A 17,225-nucleotide genomic window follows, 5' to 3' on the forward strand; every position below is an offset into this window, starting at 1 on the left:
CCCGCCGCCGCCTCGCGGCGGCGGGGCGCTGACGCAGGGATGACAATCGGTTGCCGGCTGCCGCAGCCCCGAGCCCCCGCCCTTGCGGGGCCGGGCCGAACGGCGGCGAGGCGCGAGCCCCGGGAGACGAACCCGGGCCGACCGGTCGAAGGGGAAAGCATGAACCGCACGCATATTGCAGCCGCCAGGCGTCCGGCCGGCGGTCGGACGGGAGGCGTTTAGGCGATGCTGCGCTTCTTCCTGTCGCGGCTGGCGCTGCTGGTGCCGACCTTCGTCGGCGTCGCCATCATCTCGTTCGCCTTCATCCGCCTGCTGCCCGGCGACCCGATCCTGCTCCTGGCCGGCGAGCGCGGCATGTCGCAGGAGCGCTACGAGGAGCTGCAGGCCGTCTACGGCTTCGACCAGCCGATCCTGGTGCAGTTCTTCACCTATCTCGGCGACATCCTGACCGGCGACTTCGGCACCTCGATCGTCACCAAGCGGCCGGTGCTGGAGGAGTTCTTCGCGCTGTTTCCGGCCACCCTCGAGCTGTCGTTCTGCGCTATCGTGCTGGCCACCGTCGTCGGCATCCCGGCCGGCGTGATCGCCGCGGTCAAGCGCGGCTCGTGGTTCGACCAGTCGATCATGGGCACCGCGCTCGTCGGCTACTCGATGCCGATCTTCTGGTGGGGCCTGCTGCTCATCATCCTGTTTTCCGGCATCCTGCAGTGGACGCCGGTGTCGGGCCGCATCTCGCTGATGTATTTCTTCGAGCCGGTCACCGGCTTCATGCTGATCGACTCGCTGCTGTCGGGCCAGGACGGCGCCTTCCGCTCGGCGCTGTCGCATCTCGTGCTGCCGACGGTCGTGCTCGCCACCATCCCGCTCGCCGTCATCGCGCGCCAGACGCGCTCGGCGATGCTCGAGGTGATGGGCGAGGACTATGTGCGCACGGCGCGCGCCAAGGGCCTGTCGCCGAGCCGGGTGATCGGCCTGCACGCGCTGCGCAACGCGCTGATCCCGGTCATCACCACCATCGGCCTGCAGGTCGGCGTGCTGATGGCCGGCGCCATCCTCACCGAGACGATCTTCTCGTGGCCGGGCATCGGCAAGTGGATGGTCGACAGCGTGTTCAAGCGCGACTACGCGGTCGTCCAGGGCGGCCTGCTGCTGATCGCGGCCATCATCATGCTCGTCAATCTGATCGTGGACGTGCTCTACGGTCTGGTGAACCCGAGGATCAGGCACTGACGCCATGACGCACGTCGAAGCCAACGAATCCGAAACGGGCACGGGGATCGGCAAGGGGCCGGACCTGTCGGCGCCGCGCCGGGCCATGCTCGCCGAGTTCTGGTTCTACTTCAGCCAGAACCGCGGCGCCGTCATCGGCCTCGTCGTGTTCGCGCTGATCGTGCTGATCGCCGTCCTGGCGCCGCTGATCGCGCCGCACAGCCCCAGCCTGCAGAACCGCGACGCCTTCCTGCTGCCGCCGGCCTGGCAGGAGGGCGGCGACTGGCGCTACGTGCTGGGCACCGACGCGGTCGGCCGCGACATGCTCTCGCGGCTGCTCTACGGCGCCCGCTTCTCGCTGTTCATCGGTCTGGTCGTCGTCACGCTGTCGGTCACCTTCGGCGTGGTGATCGGCCTGGTCGCCGGCTTCTTCCGCGGCTGGATCGACACCGCGGTGATGCGGCTGATGGACATCATCCTGGCCTTTCCCTCGCTGCTGCTGGCGCTGGTGCTGGTGGCGGTGCTGGGGCCCGGCCTGCTCAACGCGATGATCGCCATCGCGCTGGTGCTGCAGCCGCACTTCGTGCGCCTCACGCGCGCCGCCGTCATGTCGGAGAAGACGCGCGACTACGTCACCGCGGCGCGGGTGGCCGGTGCCGGCCGGCTGCGGCTGATGTTCCGCACCATCCTGCCCAACTGCCTGGCGCCGCTCATCGTGCAGGCGACGCTGTCGTTCTCGACGGCGATCCTCGACGCCGCCGCGCTCGGCTTCCTCGGCATGGGCGCGCAGCCGCCGACGCCCGAATGGGGCACCATGCTGGCCGAGGCGCGCGAGTTCATCCTGCGCGCCTGGTGGGTGGTCACCTTCCCGGGGCTGGCGATCCTCGTCACCGTGCTGGCCATCAACCTGATGGGCGACGGCCTGCGCGACGCGCTCGACCCGAAGCTGAAGAGGTCGTGACCGAATGAGCGCATGGATCGGGCCGGCAATCGTGGCGGCGGTGATCTCCTCGCTGATCAGTGCGCTCGGATGGTTCGTGAACTACCACATCAACATCCGCCTCGAGGGGCGGCGCAGAAGGGAGAAGATCAGGGATTTCCAGATCGGCCTGCGCGCGGAAATCCGCAGCGAGATCCACGATCTGGAATCGCACGATCACGATCGGATCTACGCGCAGGTGGAGCAGCGCTACCGGGACGTCGCCGGCTACAGCGTGACCGTCCCCCATATGGTCCGGCACGTGATCTTCGAGACGGTGGCCGGCGAACTCCAGATCCTGCCCGCCGCCGTGATCGACCCGCTGATCGTCTACACGCGGCAGCGCGACACGGTGGAGCGCTTTGTCGAGGATCTGAGAAGCGAGGCGTTCCGCGCCAAACAGCCGGAGATGCAGTTGCAGATGTACCGCGACTACCTGAACCTTCGCCAGCATCTCCTCGTGCTGGCACGCGAGGCCAAGCGGGCGCTCGACGCGGCGCTGGCCGAAGACGGCGCCGAGGTCAGTAGCCCGGTCGGGGACCGGTCTGGCCGGTGATGGGCTTGGGGGCCGGACGTGGCTTGCTGTTGCTCATGGGCTCACCTTATGACCGGAAGATAGTGCTATGATGACAAGAAATTCAACGGGAAAACTATAGTGGCCCTGCTTGAGATCGAAAACCTGGTTGTCGAGTTCGAGACCGCGGGCGGCCAGTTCCGCGCCGTCGACGGCGTCTCGCTGTCGGTCGAGCAGCGCGAGGTGCTGGCGATCGTCGGCGAGTCGGGCTCGGGCAAGTCCGTCTCCATGCTGGCCGTCATGGGGCTGCTGCCGTGGACGGCCACGGTGACGGCCGACCGCATGGTCTTCGAGGGCCGCGACCTCTTGGCGCTGTCGGCGCGCGAGCGCCGCCGCATCGTCGGCAAGGACATCGCGATGATCTTCCAGGAGCCGGTGGCCAGCCTCAACCCGTGCTTCACCGTCGGCTTCCAGATCGAGGAGGCGCTGCGCGTCCATCTCGGGCTGACCGGCAAGCAGCGCCGCACGCGCGCCGTCGAGCTGCTCGAGGCGGTCGGCATCCCCGACCCGCGCCAGCGGCTCGGCGCCTTTCCGCACCAGATGTCGGGCGGCCAGTGCCAGCGTGTGATGATCGCCATCGCGCTCGCCTGCAACCCGAAGCTGCTGATCGCCGACGAGCCGACCACCGCGCTCGACGTCACCATCCAGAAGCAGATCCTCGACCTGCTGATGCGCCTGCAGGCCGAGCACGGCATGGGGCTGATCATGATCACCCACAACATGGGCGTGGTGGCCGAGACGGCCGACCGCGTCATCGTCCAGTACCGCGGCCGCAAGATGGAGGAGGCCGACGTCTTGTCGCTGTTCGAGGCGCCCAAGAGCGACTACACCCGCGCGCTGCTCGCCGCGCTGCCGGAAAACGCCACCGGCGACCGGCTGCCGACCATCGCCGGCTTCGGCTTCGACGACCGCCCGGCCGCGGGGGCGGGCCGATGAGCGTGCCGGTCGTCGAGACGCGCGGCATCACGCGCGACTATCACGTCGGCGGCGGGCTGTTCGGCGCCGGCCGCACCATCCACGCGCTCAAGGGCATTGACCTCAAGGTCGAGCAGGGCCGCACGCTGGCCATCGTCGGCGAGTCGGGCTGCGGCAAGTCGACGCTCGCGCGCATCATCACCATGATCGACGCGCCGACGGCTGGCGAGCTGCTGATCGACGGCGAGACGGTCGAGCTGAGGGCCGGCGACCTGACGGCGGAGCTGCGCCGCAAGGTGCAGATCGTCTTCCAGAATCCCTACGGCTCGCTCAATCCGCGCCAGAAGATCGGCGACGTGCTCGGCGAGCCGCTGCTCATCAACACCGGCATGCCGGCGGCCGAGCGGCGCGACCGCGCCATGCAGATGCTGCTCAAGGTCGGCCTGGCGCCGGAGCACTTCAACCGCTACCCGCACATGTTCTCCGGCGGCCAGCGCCAGCGCATCGCCATTGCCCGCGCGCTGATGCTCAACCCGCGGCTGCTGGTGCTCGACGAGCCGGTCTCCGCGCTCGACCTGTCGGTGCAGGCGCAGGTGCTCAACCTCCTGGCCGACCTGCAGGACGAGTTCGAGCTGACCTACGTCTTCATCAGCCACGACCTGTCGGTGGTGCGCTACATCGCCGACGAGGTGATGGTGATGTATTTCGGCGAGGCGGTGGAATACGGCAGCCGCGACCAGGTGTTCTCCGACCCGCAGCACGACTACACAAAGACGCTGTTTGCCGCGACGCCGCGCGCCGACGTGGAAAGCATCCGCGCCCGCCTCGCCCGCCGCCGCGCCGCCGCGTGAGGGCGGCGCGCGGGCCGCCAGTTCGCCGCCGCCGTGCGCGCGGACCTGCACGACCTGCGCGGACCCGGGTTCGAGGGCTGCCGCGATCCGCACGGCTACGCCGAAAGCCAGGCGCTCGCGGCGGCGTTGCGCGCGGCCGGCGCGAACGGCGTCGTCTACCAGAGCGTGCGCTATCGCGACGGCGCCTGCATCGCCGCCTTCCGGCCCGACGTCGTGCAGCCGCCGGTGCAGGGCCGCCACCTGTCCTATCACTGGGACGGCGAACGGGTGGACTATGTGAAGGACCTGTCGAGCGGCGCCGTCTTCCGGGTGCGGGCGTAGCGGGCATCGGGCGCACCCGCCCGGCGCGCACGCCATCCTAATCGACGTCTGTCGAAAACGCCCTCGGGGGATCGGGAAAAAATGGTGCCGCTTGTCAGACTCGAACTGACGACCCCATCATTACGAATGATGTGCTCTACCAACTGAGCTAAAGCGGCGCCGGCGGCGGGTGCGGCTGGCGCCCGACGCGAACCCGCGGGTGATAGCCGCAAAGGGCGGCGAATTCAAGCGCGAGTTGGCCCGCGCATGCATCGCCGCCGCCCGGCCCGCCGCGATGCCGCGCTTCCAGCGGCGGCAGGGTTCCGGCCGTGCCGCCGCGCGCCGTTCCGGGCGCTGCGATCGGCCGCAAGAGAAACCGCGCCGCCCCCGATGGACTCTCGCTTCTCGTTCGGTAAAGTTCCGCCCACGCTTCGCTTTCGGCCGCGCGGTCACGGCCGTGGCGGACGGGTTCCAGGAGGAGGTTTCATGTCTGACGTTTCCATGGTCGTGAACGGCCGCAACGTGTCCGGTTCGCTCGAGGACCGGACGCTGCTTGTCCATTTCCTGCGCGACACGCTCGGCCTGACCGGCACCCATGTCGGCTGCGACACGTCGCAGTGCGGCGCCTGCGTCGTGCATGTCGACGGCAAGGCGGTGAAGTCGTGCACCATGCTGGCCGCGCAGGCCTCCGGCGCCGAGGTCGTCACCATCGAGGGGCTGGCCGAGGGCGGCGAGCTGCACCCGGTGCAGGCGGCCTTCAAGGAGCATCACGGCCTGCAGTGCGGCTTCTGCACGCCGGGCATGATCATGGCCGCCGTCGACATGATCGCGCGCCATCCCGACGGCCTCGACGAGGCGACGGTGCGCGACGAACTCGAGGGCAACATCTGCCGCTGCACCGGCTACCACAACATCGTCAAGGCGATCCTGGCGGCCTCCGAGGCGATGGCCGGCAAGGCGCGCCAGGCGGCCTGACGGGCCGCCGGCGGCGAGGAGCGAGGCCGCCGGGCGGGCCGGCACCGGCGCGCTGGCGCAGCCGGCCGCCGCGGGCGGCGCAACGAGACAAGCGGAGGAGGATCCGATGGGCGTTGAAGGCATCGGCGCGCGCGTGGCGCGCAAGGAAGACGCGAGATTCATCACCGGGCTGGGCCGGTATGTCGACGACATGGTCGTGCCCGGCATGAAGCATGCCGCCTTCGTGCGCAGCCCGCACGCCCATGCCGAGATCACCGGCATCGACGTCGCCGAGGCGAAGAAGATGCCCGGCGTCATCGGCGTCCTGACCGGCAAGGAGCTGAAGACCGACGGCATCGGCAACCTGATCTGCGGCTGGATGGTCCATTCCAAGGACGGCTCGCCGATGAAGATGGGCGCCTGGTCGCCGCTCGCCGTCGACCGGGTGCGCTATGTCGGCGACGCGGTGGCGATCGTCGTCGCCGAGACGCGCGGCCAGGCGCGCGACGCCGCCGAGGCGGTGCAGGTCTCCTACGAGGAGAAGGCGGCCGTCACCGACGCCGTCGAGGCGCTCAAGGACGGCGCGCCGCAGCTCCACCCGGAGGCCGAGGGCAACCTGATCTACGACTGGGAGATCGGCGACGCCAAGGCGACCGACGCGGCGATCGCCGAGGCCGCGCACGTCACCCGGCTGAAGCTGGTCAACAACCGCCTGGTGCCCAACGCCATGGAGCCGCGCGCCGCGCTCGGCCATTACGACAAGGCGGAGGACCACTACACCTGCTGGACGACGAGCCAGAACCCGCATGTCGCGCGGCTCGTCATGAGCGCCTTCTACAACGTCGCGCCGGAGAACAAGCTGCGCGTCATCGCGCCCGACGTCGGCGGCGGCTTCGGCTCCAAGATCTTCATCTACCCCGAGGAGATCGTCTGCCTGTGGGCGTCGAAGAAGACGGGCGTGCCGGTCAAGTGGGTGGCCGACCGCACCGAGAGCTTCATGACCGACGCGCACGGCCGCGACCACCATTCCGAGGTGCAGCTCGCCTTCGACGCCGACAACCGCATGACGGCGCTCAAGGTCGACACGATCGCCAATTTCGGCGCCTACATGTCGCTGTTCTCCTCCTCGGTGCCGACCTATCTCTATGCCACGCTGCTGTCGGGCCAGTACGACATCCCGGCGATCCACTGCAACGTGCGCGCGGTCTACACCAACACCGCGCCGGTCGACGCCTATCGCGGCGCCGGCCGGCCGGAGGCGACCTATGTCGTGGAGCGCACGGTGGAGACGGCGGCGCGCGAGCTCGGGCTGTCGCCGGCCGAGCTGCGGCGCAAGAACTTCATCCGCGAGTTCCCGCACCAGACGCCGGTCATCATGAACTACGACGCCGGCGACTACGAGACCTCGCTCAAGGCGGCGATGGAGGCGGCCGACTATGACGGCTTCGCCGCCCGCCGGGCGGAGGCGGAAAAGCGCGGCCGGCTGCGCGGCATCGGCATGAGCTGCTACATCGAGGCCTGCGGCATCGCGCCGTCGGCGGCGGTCGGCTCGCTCGGCGCCGGCGTCGGGCTGTGGGAATCGGCCGAGGTGCGGGTCAACGCGGCCGGCACCATCGAGGTGCTGACCGGCAGCCACAGCCACGGCCAGGGCCACGAGACGACCTTCTCGCAGCTCGTCGCCGAGCGCTTCGGCGTGCCCATCGATTCGGTGTCGATCGTGCACGGCGACACCGACAAGGTGCAGATGGGCATGGGCACCTACGGCTCGCGCTCCGGCGCCGTCGGCATGTCGGCCATCGTCAAGGCGCTCGACAAGGTCGAGGCCAAGGCCAAGAAGGTGGCCGCCCACCTGCTGGAGGCGGACGAGGGCGACATCGTCATCGAGAACGGCGAGGTGAAGGTCGCTGGCACCGACAACGCGCTGCCCTGGTTCCAGGTGGCGCTCGCCGCCTACACCGCGCACAACCTGCCCGAGGGCATGGAGCCGGGCCTGAAGGAGGGCGCCTTCTACGACCCGACCAACTTCACCTTCCCGGCCGGCTGCTACGTCTGCGAGGTCGAGGTCGATCCCGAGACCGGCCACACCGAGATCGTGCAGTTCGTGGCGGCCGACGACTTCGGCAACATCATCAATCCGATGATCGTGGAGGGCCAGGTGCATGGCGGCATCGCCCAGGGCGTCGGCCAGGCGCTGCTCGAGGGCTGCCGCTACGACGCGGAGTCCGGCCAGCTCATCACGGCGAGCTACATGGACTACACCATGCCGCGCGCCGGCGACCTGCCGTCCTTCAAGGTGTCGACGTCGAACACGCCGTGCCCGGGCAATCCGCTCGGCATCAAGGGCTGCGGCGAGGCCGGCGCCATCGGCTCGCCGCCGGCCGTCATCAACGCCATCACCGACGCCATCGGCAACAACGACCTGACCATGCCGGCGACGCCGCAGACGGTGTGGCGGGCGCTGAAGGCCGCGCACTGACGAGGCCGGGCGGCGGCGCGGGCCTGCCGCCCGCGCCGCCCCGGCCCGTCGCGAGATGAACGCGAGCGCCGGCCGCCAGCCGAGGGGCGGCGCCGGCAAGCGAGAGGAAAAGAGCCATGTACGAGACCACCTATCACCGCGCCTCGTCCGTCGAGGACGCCGTCAAGCTGATCGGCAGCGCCGAGGACGGCAAGCTTCTGGCCGGCGGCCAGACGCTGATCCCGACCATGAAGTCGCGGCTCGCCGCGCCGACCGACCTGGTCGACCTGCGCCAGATCGACGCCCTCAAGGGCATCGAGGTGTCCGGCCGCTCGGTGCGCATCGGCGCCGGCACCACCCACGCCGAGGTCGCCGGCCACGCCGGGCTGGCGGAGGTCTGCCCGGCGCTGACCCATCTCGCCGCCCATATCGGCGACCCGCATGTCCGCCACATGGGCACGATCGGCGGCTCGATCGCCAACAACGATCCAGCGGCCGACTATCCGGCCGCGCTGCTGGCGCTCGGCGCCACGGTGGTCACCGACAAGCGCGAGATCGCCGCCGCCGACTTCTTCACCGGCCTGTTCGAGACCGCGCTGGCGCCCGACGAGGTGATCACCGCGGTCGCCTTCGAGGCGCCGGCCAAGTGCGGCTACGCCAAGTTCCCCAACCCGGCCTCGCGCTACGCGCTCACCGGCGTGTTCGTCGCCAAGCGCGACGACGGCGTGCGCGTGGCGGTGACCGGCGCCGGCGATGACGGCGTGTTCCGCGCCGACGCGATCGAGCAGGCGCTGTCGACGTCGTTCGAGCCGTCGGCGCTCGAGGGCGTCAGCGTGCCGGCCGACGACCTGATGACCGACATCCACGCCTCGGCCGACTACCGCGCCAACCTGATCGTGGTGATGGCCAAGCGCGCGGTCGCCGCCGCCAACGGCTAAGCCGGCACCCGGCCTGACGCGCCCGCCGCCGGCTGCGCTATCCTCCTTCCTGGGGGAGAGCCGGTGGCGGTGCTACGACACCCGCCATGCCCGCCGTCGCCGGCCGCCGGGATGAGCCGGGGTCGGCGCCCCATGCGCGCGGTTTCCGGCGCACGGCCTCGTTTCCACCGGCGCCGGCCGCCCGGCAAGCCATCGCCCACCCTCCGTCGCATCGATGCGTCGCGCCCTGCCGGGGCGGCGGGCGATGCGCGGACCGCCCGCCGCATCCCGGAGCCTGCCATGACCGAAGCCCTTTCCGCCCCGTCCGTCGCGCGCCGTCGCGCCGGCGCCGTCCGCCGCGTCGTTGCGGCCGCCCTGGCGCTCGCCGCCGTCGCCGTCACGCCGGCCCGCGCCGACGCGCTGCTCGACGAGGTGGTCGAGTTCGCCGGCACGGTCTTCTTCCTCGAGGTCGACGCGCCGGGCGTCGTGGTCGCCGCGGTCCGGGACGGCGACAGCGCGGTGTTCGGCTTCGGCGAAACGCGAGCCGGCAACGGCGTCGCGCCGGACGGCGACACCGTGCTGCGCATCGGCTCGATCACCAAGGCCTTCGCCGGCGCCATGCTGGCGCATGCGGTGGCCGCCGGCGAGGTCGGCTTCACCGATCCGGTGGCGCCGCTGCTGCCGGGCGCGCTCGGCGAGGCGGCCGCCGGCCGACAGCCGATCCGGCTGGTCGATCTCGCCACCCATGCCGGCGGCCTGCCGCGCGAGGTGCCGCACGCGCAGGGGCCGGCCGACGATCCCTTCGCGCCGATCACGCACGACGTCTTCGCCGCCTGGCTTGCCGACACGCCGCTGCTTTTCCGGCCGGGCAGCGCGATGCTCTACTCCAATTTCGGCTTCGATCTCCTGTCGGCGGCGCTGGCGACGGCCGGCGGCAAGCCCTACGAGACGCTGTTTCGCGAGCGCATCGCCGGGCCGCTCGGCATGGCCGACACCGGCTTTGCCGTCGACGCGGCGATGGCCGGCCGGCTGATGAGCGGACACGGCTTCGACGGCGCGCCGCTGCCCGAGGTGCCGTCCGGCGCCGTCATCACCGGGTCGGGCGGCCTGCGCTCGACGGCCAACGACATGGTGCGCTGGATGCGCTGGCACCTGGCCGGCGCGGCCACGGCGGACATGGACCGCGAGGTGCGCTTTCTCGACCACGCGGTCTATGTCCGCCGCGACGGGCTCGCCACGGTCTCGGGGCTCGATGAATCCGGCCGCATGGACGGCATGGGGCTCGGCTGGGTGGCGATGAACGCGACCGCCGAGCGGCCCTTCATGCTGCAGAAGGCCGGCGCGCTGCAGGGCCAGATGTCCTATCTCGCCTTCGCGCCGGAGCATGATGTCGGCGTCTTCGTCAGCATGAACCGTTTCGACTTTTCGGCCGCCTACGCGATGGCGGGGTTCGTCAACCAGCTCGTGGTCGAGCTGGCCGGCGGCTAGAGCCGTCCTGCGTTTCACGGAATCGCAGATCGGCTCTAACGCATTGTTTTCATGCGTTTCCGAACGGCGAACCGGTTTCCACTTCGCCTGGAAACGCTATAGCGCGTTGCCCGGGCGAAGCGGGAGGCGCTTCCGCTTCGCCCGGCCATGCGACCCGCGCCCGGCGCCGGCTCAGCCGGCGGCGCGCTTGCGGCCGGTCAGCATCGCCGCGACCAGGTTCTCGCCGTGCAGCAGGCTTGCCGCCGCGACGCCGATCAGGTGCAGCGCGACCAGCGCCAGCGCCGCGTTGGCCGCGCCTTCGTGCAGTTCCTCCAGCGCTTCCGTCTCGCCCGGGCCGAAGGTCATCGCCAGACCGGTGCCGGCGATCACCGCCAGGGTGGCGAGCAGCGCCACGATCATCACGCCGCCGGCCGGATTGTGGCCGAGATAGCGCTGCGCGCGGCCGCGCAGCAGATCGGCGACATAGCGCAGGATGGTGCCGGGGCCGTAGACGAAATCGGCGAAACGGGCATGCCGCGTGCCGACGAAGCCCCACAGGACGCGCACGGCGACCAGCCCGGCGACCGCGTAGCCGGCCAGCTCGTGCACGCGTTCGTTCTGCTCGCCGGTCAGCCAGGCGGTGGCGAAGGCGGCGACCAGCGACCAGTGGAAGACGCGCACCAGCGGGTCCCAGACGCGCACCGTCTCCGGCCGGGAATCCCGGCCGGAGGGCGTGCGGTCGGTGTCGAGGGCTGTCACGACCGGTCTCCGCGGCGCACCACCTCGCCGCTGACCGGGTGCATCTTGAACTCGACCTTCATGCCGTTGGCATCGGTCGCCTCGATCTCGTAGCAGCCGTCGTCGCGCTCCACCTCGCGCAGCGTGTAGCCCATCGCCTGGGTCTTGGCGGCGACCTCCTCGATCGGCATCCAGGTGGCGTCGGCCGGGGTGTCGCAGCGATAGTCGTCGTCGCTGGCGAGCGCCGGGGCGGCCGTCAGGCCGAGCGTTGCGATGGCGGTGGCGGCAATGATCTTGCGCATGTCGTCGTCTCCGTGTTGAACCTCGCCCCTATGGCGATGGCGACACCCTACGGGCAGGCGCGTGACGGAGCCCTGAGGCCCGCGTTCAGCGTTCTGTCATTTGCTTTCGGCGATGCTGCCGCGATGCGCCGCACGCTCCGCCTCTTCCTTGCCGCCCTTCTCGCGCTGGCCGCCACCGGCGGCCCGCTGCGCGCCGAGGGCGGGCGCGGCGCGCACGATCACGAGGAGGCGCTGTCGGCGCGCGAGACCGGCGCCATCATGTCGCTGCCCGACATCCTGGCCGCGCTCGGTCCCGCGCTCGCCGGCGAGGTGCTCGAGGTCGAGTTCGAGATGGAGGACGGCCGGCCGCTCTACGAGTTCACGGTGGTGGCGCCCGACGGCCATGTGCGCGAGCTCTATGTCGATGCACGCACGGCGACCGTCGTCGCGGACGACGACGATGACGACGACCACGAGGACGATGACGACTGATGCGCATCCTGGTCGTCGAGGACGACGTCAAGATCGCCGCCGACATCGCCGCCACGCTGGAGGCGGCCGGCTACGTCGTCGACCGCGAGACCGACGGCGAGGAGGCCTGGTTCCGCGGCGACACGGAGGACTATGCCGCCGTGGTGCTCGACCTCGGCCTGCCGGGCATGGACGGGCTCGCCGTGCTCAAGCGCTGGCGGGCCGAGGGGCGGCGCCTGCCGGTGCTGGTGCTGTCGGCGCGCGGCACTTGGAGCGAGCGCGTCGAGGGCATCGACGCCGGCGCCGACGACTACCTGCCCAAGCCGTTTCACATGGACGAGCTTCTGGCGCGGCTGCGCGCCGTCATCCGCCGCTCGGCCGGCCATGCCGCGCCGGCGCTCGCCGCCGGTCCGGTGCGCATCGATCCGCGCCAGATGCGGGTGACGGTCGACGGCGTGCCGCGCGCGCTGTCGCCGCAGGAATACCGGCTGCTCGCCTATCTGATGCTGCATGCCGGCCGCGTCGTGCCGCAGCAGGAGCTCGCCGAGCACCTGCAGGGCGCCCATGACGAGCGCGAATCGAACGCCGTCGAGGTGCTGGTCGGCCGCGTCCGCCGCAAGCTCGGCGCCGACATCATCGAGACCCGGCGCGGCTTCGGCTATCTGGTCGCCGCGGACGCGTCGTGACCGGCGGCTCGCTGCGTCTGCGGCTCCTGCTCGCCGCGGCGGCTGCCGTCGTCGTCGCGCTCGCCGTGGCCGGGGCCGGGCTCGTCTACCTGTTCGAGCGCCATCTCGAGCGCCGCGTCGGCGCCGAGCTCGACACCCATCTCGACCAGCTCGCCGCCGGCATCGCCTTCGGCCCGGACGGCGCGGCCGTGCTGCAGGGGGCGCTCGCCGACCCGCGCTTCGAGCGCGTCTATGGCGGGCTCTACTGGCAGGTGCACGACGCGGCGCGCGGCGCGACGCTGCGCTCGCGCTCGCTCTGGGACACGCGGCTGGCGCTGCCCGACGACCGTCCGCCGGTCGGCCGCGTGCACGTGCACGACGTCGCCGGGCCCGCCGAAAGCCGGCTGCGGGTGCACGAGCGCCGCCTGGTCTTCGCGGCGCCGGACGGCGAGCGCGTGCTGCGGCTGGCCGTCGCCGTCGACCGCGCCGACATCGCCGCCTTGCGCGCCGCCTTCGCCTCCGACGTGGCGCTGGCGCTGCTCCTGCTCGGCGCCGCGCTGCTCGTCGCCTTCGGCGCCCAGGTCGAGGTCGGCCTGCGGCCGCTCGCCGCCGTGCGCCGCGGCCTGGCCCGCGTGCGCGCCGGCGCCGCCGCCCGGCTCGACGTCGCCGGCCCGCGCGAGATCGCGCCGCTGGTCGACGAGGTCAACGCCCTGCTCGCCGCGCAGGAGGACGCCATGGCGCGCGCCCGCGCCCGCGCCGCCGACCTGGCGCACGGCTTCCGCACGCCGCTGACCGCGCTGCTGGCCGACGCGCGCCGGCTGCGCGCGCGCGGCGAGACGGCGGTCGCCGACGACATCGAGCAGACCGCCTCGCGCATGCGCGGCCATATCGAGCGCGAGCTCGCCCGCGCCCGGCTGAGCGATCCGCGCGGCGCGCCGGCCACGCCGGTCGCACCGCTTGCCGAGGGACTCGCCGCCACGCTGCGCCGCACGCCGGCCGGCGAGCGCGTGGCGATCATGCTCGACGTCGCGCCGCAGCTCGCCGTGCGCATCGAGCGCGACGATCTCGGCGAGGTGCTCGGCAACCTGATGGAGAACGCGGTGCGCCATGCCGCCGGCCGGGTGCGGCTTGCCGCGCGCCGCGACGGCGCCCGGATCGTCTTCGCGGTCGAGGACGACGGCCCCGGCATCGCCGAGGGCGACCGCCGCGCGGTGCTGGCGCGCGGCGGCCGGCTCGACCGCAGCGGCTCCGGCGCCGGGCTCGGCCTGGCGATCGTCGGCGACGTTCTGGCCCACTACGGCGGCGCGCTGACGCTCGACCGCTCAGCGCTCGGCGGCCTGGCCGCACGCTTCGCGCTGCCGGCCGCCGGGGCCTGAGCGGGGAACCTTGCCGCCGGCGGCGAGTTGGCATGGCTGCGGCCGCACCGCCCGCGGCGGCCGGCCGCGCCACGGCAACGCGAGGGCGAGGCGCGCATGCTCTTCGACGACTGGTTCGGACTGCTGCGGATCCTGGTGATGGGCGTCGCGGCCTATGCCGCGCTGGTCGTCGTGCTGCGCGTGTCGGGCAAGCGCACGCTCTCCAAGATGAACGCCTTCGATCTCGTCATCACCATCTCGCTCGGCTCGGCGCTCGCCACCGTGATCCTCAACAGCTCGGTGCCGCTCGCCGAGGGCGTGCTGGCGCTGGCGCTGCTCGTTTTCCTGCAATACGCCATCACCTGGCTGTCGGTGCGCTCGTCGCGCGTGCAGCGGCTGGTCAAGAGCGAGCCGACGCTGCTGGTGCGCGACGGCCGCTATCTCGACCGCGCGCTCGCCCGCCAGCGCGTCACCCGCGCCGAGGTCGAGGCGGCGCTGCGCCAGAGCGGCGTCGCGGCGGTGTCCGAGGCGGCGATGGTGGTGCTGGAGACCGATGGCTCGCTGAGCGTCGTGACGCGCGAGGCGGGCGGGCGCCGCAGCGCAGCCCCGCCCGCCGATCTTTAAGGCGTTTCCAGGCGAAGCGGAAACCGGTTCGCCGCGGGCCGTCAGCCGGCGAGCGGCTCGACGAGCCGGCCGGCGCCGTGCCGGAACGGGTCGACCGTCGGCAGGCCGAGCCGCTTCTCGATCTCCTCCAGAACCGCGTTCGCCTCGTCGTCGGCGAGCGCGGCGGTGTTGACCGAGACGCCGGTCACCACGACGTCGGGATTGACGATGCGCGCGGTCTCCAGCGCCAGGTCGCGCAGCGCCTCGAGCGTCGGCAGCCCGTAATGCGGCAGGCCGCGCATGTGGCTGCGCGTCGGCTCGTGGCACAGCACCAGCGCGTCGGGCTGGCCGCCGTGGATCAGCGCCATCGTGACGCCGGAGAAGGAGGGGTGGAACAGGCTGCCCTGGCCCTCGATCAGGTCCCAGTGGTCGGCGTCGTTGTCGGGCGTCAGCCACTCCACCGCGCCGGCCATGAAGTCGGCGACCACCGCGTCGAGCGGCACGCCCGAGCCGGTGATCAGGATGCCGGTCTGGCCGGTGGCGCGGAAGCTCGCCTTCATGCCGCGCTCCTGCATGGCGCGCTCCATGGCGAGCGCGGTGTACATCTTGCCGACCGAGCAGTCGGTGCCGACCGCCAGGCAGCGCTTGCCGGTGCGCCGCTTGCCGTCGGCGATCGGGTAGCTGTCCTGCGGCACGCGCACGTCGACCAGCCGCCGGCCGGCCGCCTCGGCCGCCGCGACCAGCTCCGGCAGGTCGGTCAGCCGGTTGTGCAGGCCCGACGCGACGTCCATGCCCGCCTCGACCGCCTGCTTCAGCGTCGCGACCCAGGCCGGCGAGATCACGCCGCCGCGGTTGGCCGCGCCGACGACCAGCGTCTTGGCGCCCTTGTCGACCGCCTCGGCGACGCTGAGCTCGGGCAGCTTCAGGTCGGCCTTGCAGCCGGGCAGGCGGAGCTGGCCGGTCGCGTATTCGGGACGCCAGTCCTTGATGCCCTGCGCCACCTTGGCGGCGAGCTGGTCGGGGGCGTCGCCCAGGAACAGCAGATAGGGGGTGTTGAGCACAGGTCGGACTCCTCTGTTGGGCGCGGTTCGCGGCGCCGCAATGGTTTGTGGGGAGGGGGTGAACGTCAATCGCGGGCGGGGCGGCCCGCTATGCGGCGCGGGCTCATGCCGCGACGGCCGGCAGGGCGAGGCGGGCGCGCGCGGCCTCGTATTCGCGCGCCAGCCGGTCGACCAGCGCGCCGGCGCCGACCACCGCGTCGACCGCGCCGATGCCCTGGCCGCAGCCCCATATGTCCTTCCACGCCTTGGTCTTGTCGGCGCCGAAGTTCATCTTCGTGGGGTCGGAATCGGGCAGCGCGTCGGGGTCCATGCCGGCGGCGCGGATCGAGCCCTTGAGGTAGTTGCCGTGCACGCCGGTGAACAGGTTGGAATAGACGATGTCGGCGGCGCGCGACTCCACGATCATCTGCTTGTAGGCGTCGACGGCGCGCGCCTCGCGCGTGGCGATGAAGGGCGAGCCGATATAGGCCATGTCGGCGCCCATCGCCTGCGCGGCGAGCACCGCGCCGCCATGCGCAATGGCGCCCGACAGCAGCAGCGGCCCGTCGAACCACTGGCGGATCTCCTGCACCAGCGCGAAGGGCGACAGCGTGCCGGCGTGGCCGCCGGCGCCGGCGGCGACGGCGATCAGCCCGTCCGCGCCCTTCTCGATCGCCTTGCGCGCGTGCCGGTCGTGGATGACGTCGTGCAGCACGATGCCGCCATAGCCGTGCACCGCCTGGTTGACCTCCTCGACCGCGCCCAGCGAGGTGATGACGATCGGCACCTTGTGCTTCACGCAGGCCTCCAGGTCGTGGTCGAGCCGCGTGTTGGAGCGATGCACGATCTGGTTGACGGCGAAAGGGGCGGCGCCGGCATCGGCGGCGAGCGTCTCGCCGATCTCGGCTAGCCAGTCGTCGAGCTGCTCGGCCGGCCGCGCGTTGAGGGCGGGAAACGAACCGACGATGCCCGCCTTGCACTGCGCCAGCACCAAGGGCGGATGCGAGATGATGAACATCGGCGCGGCGACCACCGGCAGCCGCAGGTTCTTCTTGAGGATTTCAGGGAGCGCCATCGTCGCCTCGCTGCTGCCGCGCATGCGGCCATGATCAACCGCCGCAGCTTGTAGACGGTTTCCGGCGGCAGGTGAACCGGCCTGGCCGGCGAACCCTTGGGGCCACGCACCGGCCGCGCCCGCCGCAACGCCGCTGGGCGTTGATTGCCGCCGGCCGGGCGGCTAACGATGGGGCCGAAGCCACGGGGGAAGGGCGCTTGGACGCCGTCGAGAAAGCCATCAGGAACGCCCTGGAACGGGGCGACGCGGAAGACCGCGCGTTCCGCGAGCGGGTCTACCGCTCGGCCTTTGCCGCGCTGGAGCGCTCGCTCGCCGCCCAGCAGGCGCTCGACGAGCCCGCCCGGGCGGCGCGCCGCCGGCGCCTCGCCGACGTCGT

The 17,225-nt window shown here is 71.7% G+C and carries 17 protein-coding genes, 1 tRNA gene and 1 pseudogene; 14 read left to right on the plus strand and 5 right to left on the minus strand.

Annotated elements, in window-relative coordinates:
- Nucleotides 1-225: 225 nt before the first annotated feature.
- From N1F89_RS17940 to N1F89_RS17965, 6 genes and pseudogenes are all read left to right on the plus strand, one after another.
- Complete coding sequence (locus N1F89_RS17940; RefSeq protein WP_290085780.1) at nucleotides 226-1,230, plus strand: ABC transporter permease subunit; 1,005 nt, start codon at nucleotides 226-228, stop codon at nucleotides 1,228-1,230.
- 85 nt (nucleotides 1,231-1,315) lie between these two features.
- Nucleotides 1,316-2,170, plus strand: a complete 855-nt coding sequence (locus tag N1F89_RS17945; RefSeq protein ID WP_290085797.1) for an ABC transporter permease subunit — start codon at nucleotides 1,316-1,318, stop codon at nucleotides 2,168-2,170.
- Nucleotides 2,171-2,174: 4 nt separating this feature from the next.
- Entirely contained in the window at nucleotides 2,175-2,744 is a 570-nt protein-coding gene (locus tag N1F89_RS17950; RefSeq protein WP_290085781.1) for a hypothetical protein, read from the plus strand.
- A 99-nt stretch (nucleotides 2,745-2,843) separates the two neighbouring features.
- Entirely contained in the window at nucleotides 2,844-3,698 is an 855-nt protein-coding gene (locus N1F89_RS17955) for an ABC transporter ATP-binding protein (RefSeq protein ID WP_290085782.1), read from the plus strand.
- Complete coding sequence (locus N1F89_RS17960) at nucleotides 3,695-4,528, plus strand: dipeptide ABC transporter ATP-binding protein (RefSeq protein ID WP_290085783.1); 834 nt, start codon at nucleotides 3,695-3,697, stop codon at nucleotides 4,526-4,528. The genes N1F89_RS17955 and N1F89_RS17960 overlap by 4 nt, the downstream gene beginning before the upstream one ends.
- Before the next feature lie 30 nt (nucleotides 4,529-4,558).
- Nucleotides 4,559-4,849 (plus strand): annotated as a pseudogene (locus N1F89_RS17965) (RES family NAD+ phosphorylase); the annotation flags it as partial.
- A gap of 82 nt (nucleotides 4,850-4,931) precedes the next feature.
- Here the strand turns inward: N1F89_RS17965 and N1F89_RS17970 are convergent.
- Nucleotides 4,932-5,007 (minus strand) — tRNA-Thr (locus N1F89_RS17970).
- 307 nt (nucleotides 5,008-5,314) lie between these two features.
- On the opposite strand from N1F89_RS17970, the gene N1F89_RS17975 reads away from it, so the two are divergent.
- The 4 genes from N1F89_RS17975 (at nucleotide 5,315) to ampH (ending at nucleotide 10,642) form a co-directional block, all read left to right on the plus strand.
- On the plus strand, nucleotides 5,315-5,803 hold the full coding sequence (locus N1F89_RS17975) for a (2Fe-2S)-binding protein (protein WP_290085785.1): 489 nt from the start codon (nucleotides 5,315-5,317) through the stop codon (nucleotides 5,801-5,803).
- A gap of 106 nt (nucleotides 5,804-5,909) precedes the next feature.
- On the plus strand, nucleotides 5,910-8,258 hold the full coding sequence (locus tag N1F89_RS17980; RefSeq protein WP_290085786.1) for a xanthine dehydrogenase family protein molybdopterin-binding subunit: 2,349 nt from the start codon (nucleotides 5,910-5,912) through the stop codon (nucleotides 8,256-8,258).
- Nucleotides 8,259-8,374: 116 nt separating this feature from the next.
- Entirely contained in the window at nucleotides 8,375-9,175 is an 801-nt protein-coding gene (locus tag N1F89_RS17985) for a xanthine dehydrogenase family protein subunit M (RefSeq protein WP_290085787.1), read from the plus strand.
- Between the two features lie 279 nt (nucleotides 9,176-9,454).
- The gene (ampH, locus tag N1F89_RS17990; protein ID WP_290085788.1) at nucleotides 9,455-10,642 is read left to right on the plus strand and encodes a D-alanyl-D-alanine-carboxypeptidase/endopeptidase AmpH; all 1,188 of its coding nucleotides are present in this window, start codon (nucleotides 9,455-9,457) and stop codon (nucleotides 10,640-10,642) included.
- A 171-nt stretch (nucleotides 10,643-10,813) separates the two neighbouring features.
- On the opposite strand, the gene N1F89_RS17995 is transcribed toward ampH, so the two are convergent.
- Nucleotides 10,814-11,380, minus strand: coding sequence for a cytochrome b/b6 domain-containing protein (locus N1F89_RS17995; protein WP_290085789.1), 567 nt, complete (start codon nucleotides 11,378-11,380; stop codon nucleotides 10,814-10,816).
- Nucleotides 11,377-11,661 (minus strand): PepSY domain-containing protein, encoded by a 285-nt coding sequence (locus tag N1F89_RS18000; protein WP_290085790.1) that lies wholly within the window; start codon nucleotides 11,659-11,661, stop codon nucleotides 11,377-11,379. Before N1F89_RS18000 ends, N1F89_RS17995 begins: the two co-directional genes overlap by 4 nt.
- A 123-nt stretch (nucleotides 11,662-11,784) precedes the next feature.
- Between N1F89_RS18000 and N1F89_RS18005 the strand changes: the two genes are divergently transcribed.
- The 4 genes from N1F89_RS18005 to N1F89_RS18020 all read left to right on the plus strand — a co-directional run bounded on the left by N1F89_RS18005 (nucleotide 11,785) and on the right by N1F89_RS18020 (nucleotide 14,755).
- On the plus strand, nucleotides 11,785-12,132 hold the full coding sequence (locus N1F89_RS18005; RefSeq protein WP_290085791.1) for a PepSY domain-containing protein: 348 nt from the start codon (nucleotides 11,785-11,787) through the stop codon (nucleotides 12,130-12,132).
- Nucleotides 12,132-12,797, plus strand: a complete 666-nt coding sequence (locus N1F89_RS18010) for a response regulator transcription factor (protein WP_290085792.1) — start codon at nucleotides 12,132-12,134, stop codon at nucleotides 12,795-12,797. The genes N1F89_RS18005 and N1F89_RS18010 overlap by 1 nt, the downstream gene beginning before the upstream one ends.
- Nucleotides 12,794-14,152 carry an ATP-binding protein gene (locus N1F89_RS18015; protein ID WP_290085793.1) on the plus strand — a complete coding sequence of 453 codons (1,359 nt, stop codon included), beginning with the start codon at nucleotides 12,794-12,796 and terminating at the stop codon, nucleotides 14,150-14,152. Before N1F89_RS18010 ends, N1F89_RS18015 begins: the two co-directional genes overlap by 4 nt.
- A 96-nt stretch (nucleotides 14,153-14,248) precedes the next feature.
- A complete protein-coding gene (locus tag N1F89_RS18020; RefSeq protein ID WP_290085794.1) occupies nucleotides 14,249-14,755 on the plus strand; it encodes a YetF domain-containing protein in 507 nt (168 codons plus the stop codon).
- 41 nt (nucleotides 14,756-14,796) lie between these two features.
- On the opposite strand, the gene dgcN is transcribed toward N1F89_RS18020, so the two are convergent.
- Both dgcN and N1F89_RS18030 read right to left on the minus strand, forming a co-directional pair.
- Nucleotides 14,797-15,795 carry an N-acetyltransferase DgcN gene (gene dgcN / locus N1F89_RS18025; protein ID WP_290085795.1) on the minus strand — a complete coding sequence of 333 codons (999 nt, stop codon included), beginning with the start codon at nucleotides 15,793-15,795 and terminating at the stop codon, nucleotides 14,797-14,799.
- 103 nt (nucleotides 15,796-15,898) lie between these two features.
- Nucleotides 15,899-16,849: a nitronate monooxygenase family protein gene (locus N1F89_RS18030; protein ID WP_290085796.1), complete on the minus strand. Its 951-nt coding sequence runs from the start codon at nucleotides 16,847-16,849 to the stop codon at nucleotides 15,899-15,901.
- Nucleotides 16,850-17,225 lie beyond the last annotated feature (376 nt).

It is taken from the genome of Aquibium sp. A9E412, from assembly GCF_030398335.1.
In the GTDB taxonomy this organism is placed as follows: domain Bacteria; phylum Pseudomonadota; class Alphaproteobacteria; order Rhizobiales; family Rhizobiaceae; genus A9E412.

Excerpts from the sequence above, each read along its gene's own strand:
- N1F89_RS17940 (WP_290085780.1), top strand. The coding sequence starts at position 226 with ATGCTGCGCTTCTTCCTGTCGCGGCTGGCGCTGCTGGTGCCGACCTTC.
- N1F89_RS17945 (WP_290085797.1), top strand. The coding sequence starts at position 1,316 with ATGCTCGCCGAGTTCTGGTTCTACTTCAGCCAGAACCGCGGCGCCGTC.
- N1F89_RS17950 (WP_290085781.1), top strand. The coding sequence starts at position 2,175 with ATGAGCGCATGGATCGGGCCGGCAATCGTGGCGGCGGTGATCTCCTCG.
- N1F89_RS17960 (WP_290085783.1), top strand. The coding sequence starts at position 3,695 with ATGAGCGTGCCGGTCGTCGAGACGCGCGGCATCACGCGCGACTATCAC.
- N1F89_RS17975 (WP_290085785.1), top strand. The coding sequence starts at position 5,315 with ATGTCTGACGTTTCCATGGTCGTGAACGGCCGCAACGTGTCCGGTTCG.
- N1F89_RS17980 (WP_290085786.1), top strand. The coding sequence starts at position 5,910 with ATGGGCGTTGAAGGCATCGGCGCGCGCGTGGCGCGCAAGGAAGACGCG.
- N1F89_RS17985 (WP_290085787.1), top strand. The coding sequence starts at position 8,375 with ATGTACGAGACCACCTATCACCGCGCCTCGTCCGTCGAGGACGCCGTC.
- ampH (WP_290085788.1), top strand. The coding sequence starts at position 9,455 with ATGACCGAAGCCCTTTCCGCCCCGTCCGTCGCGCGCCGTCGCGCCGGC.
- N1F89_RS18000 (WP_290085790.1), bottom strand. The coding sequence starts at position 11,661 with ATGCGCAAGATCATTGCCGCCACCGCCATCGCAACGCTCGGCCTGACG.
- N1F89_RS18005 (WP_290085791.1), top strand. The coding sequence starts at position 11,785 with ATGCGCCGCACGCTCCGCCTCTTCCTTGCCGCCCTTCTCGCGCTGGCC.
- N1F89_RS18010 (WP_290085792.1), top strand. The coding sequence starts at position 12,132 with ATGCGCATCCTGGTCGTCGAGGACGACGTCAAGATCGCCGCCGACATC.
- N1F89_RS18020 (WP_290085794.1), top strand. The coding sequence starts at position 14,249 with ATGCTCTTCGACGACTGGTTCGGACTGCTGCGGATCCTGGTGATGGGC.
- N1F89_RS18030 (WP_290085796.1), bottom strand. The coding sequence starts at position 16,849 with ATGGCGCTCCCTGAAATCCTCAAGAAGAACCTGCGGCTGCCGGTGGTC.